Here is a 1,390-nt window from a genome sequence, read left to right as displayed (position 1 = left end):
CCTCGAGGTGAATGCCTCGGGTCGTTGGGACAAGTACAGCGTCATCGGTACGACGACGAACGGCAAGCTGTCGACGCGGTACACCCCGGTGAAGGAGCTGCTGCTGCGCGGCGCCATCGGCACCGGCTTCCGCGCACCGACGCTGCCTGAGCTGTACAAGCCGATGACCGTCGGTGTYAGCGAGCAGTTCATCGATCCGTTGCACCCTGATGATGGCGCGATCCAGGCGAATGCCAAGAATGGCGGTAATCCGAACCTGAAGCCGGAAAAGTCGAAGCAGCTGTCGCTGGGCTTCGTGGTGTCGCCGACCAAGAACTATTCGTTCGGCGTGGACTACTTCCTGATCAAGATCGACGACTACATCATCTCGCCGGCCGCCCTCGCGCTGGTCAATGCCGCGCGCGCCGGCAAGCCGCTGTATGGTGACGGTGATGTCGATTTCACGAATGACGATCCCACCTCCACGGTCGAGACCGTCGACCAGCGTCTGCACAACGCGGCATCGGCCCTGCTGCGCGGCTTCGACGTCACCGGCAACTGGAACGACACGTTCTCGTTCGGCAAGGTCTCGGTCGACATGACCGGTACCTACATGCAGACCTTCGACCTGAAGACGCTGGCCGGCACGCAGCACAGCGTCGGCTCGATCGTCCAGGACGACGGGTCTCCGCTCGACGTTGCCAGCACCGGCGTGGTGGCGCGCTGGAAGCACAACCTGAGCGCGACCTGGTCGACGGGCGCTTGGGCGACGACGCTGGCGCAGAACTACTACTCCGGCTATCGCGATGCCAACGACCTGCTGGGCAACGAGCACCGCGTTCCGGCCACGTCGACCTACGACGCGCAGGTGGCGTTCACCGGGGTCAAGAACCTGAAGGTCGCTCTCGGCGCGAAGAACCTGTTCGACAAGGATCCGCCGCTGTTCATCGGCAACGGCTCGTCGTTCCAGTACGGCTTCGATCCGACGATGAGCGACCCGCGCGGCCGTTTCATCTATGTCAACGCGAGCTATCGCTTCTTCTGACGCAGACCGCAAGCAGGTAGGCTGACACCGCTCAGGCTGCACTGCCATGCCCGCTGGCCACAAGCCGGCGGGCATTTTTGTTAACCTCGAACGTTTGCGTTTTCCACACTGGAGATCCCAGCGTATGGACTTTTCCAAGCGACAACGCGATCCCCGACGCCACATCGTCGGGATCGGGTTTGTCATTTTGTTTCACGCGGCGATCGTGTATGCGTTGCTGACGGGGCTGGCCAAGAAGGTGGTCGACGTGGTGCGGGCACCGATCGAGACGAAGGTGATCGAGGAGATCAAGAAGCCGCCGCCGCCGCCGGAGGTGGTGGTGCCGCCGCCGCCGAAGCTGGAGGCGCCGCCGCCGCCGTTCATACC

1 protein-coding gene and 1 pseudogene are annotated in these 1,390 nt (G+C 63.2%); both read left to right on the top strand.

Features of this window, described 5'->3' with window-relative positions; genetic code table 11:
• Nucleotides 1–1,024: TonB-dependent receptor domain-containing protein (locus AC1D01_RS34660; RefSeq protein WP_477874041.1), on the top strand; the 1,024-nt coding region annotated here is incomplete at its 5' end.
• Nucleotides 1,025–1,070: 46 nt separating this feature from the next.
• Nucleotides 1,071–1,390: pseudogene (locus AC1D01_RS34655) on the top strand (hypothetical protein); the annotation flags it as partial.

The organism is Rhizobacter sp. P3_B12, assembly GCF_056402895.1.
Note: the sequence above shows the minus strand (reverse complement) of the source record. Positions and strands in the feature narration are given on the sequence as shown.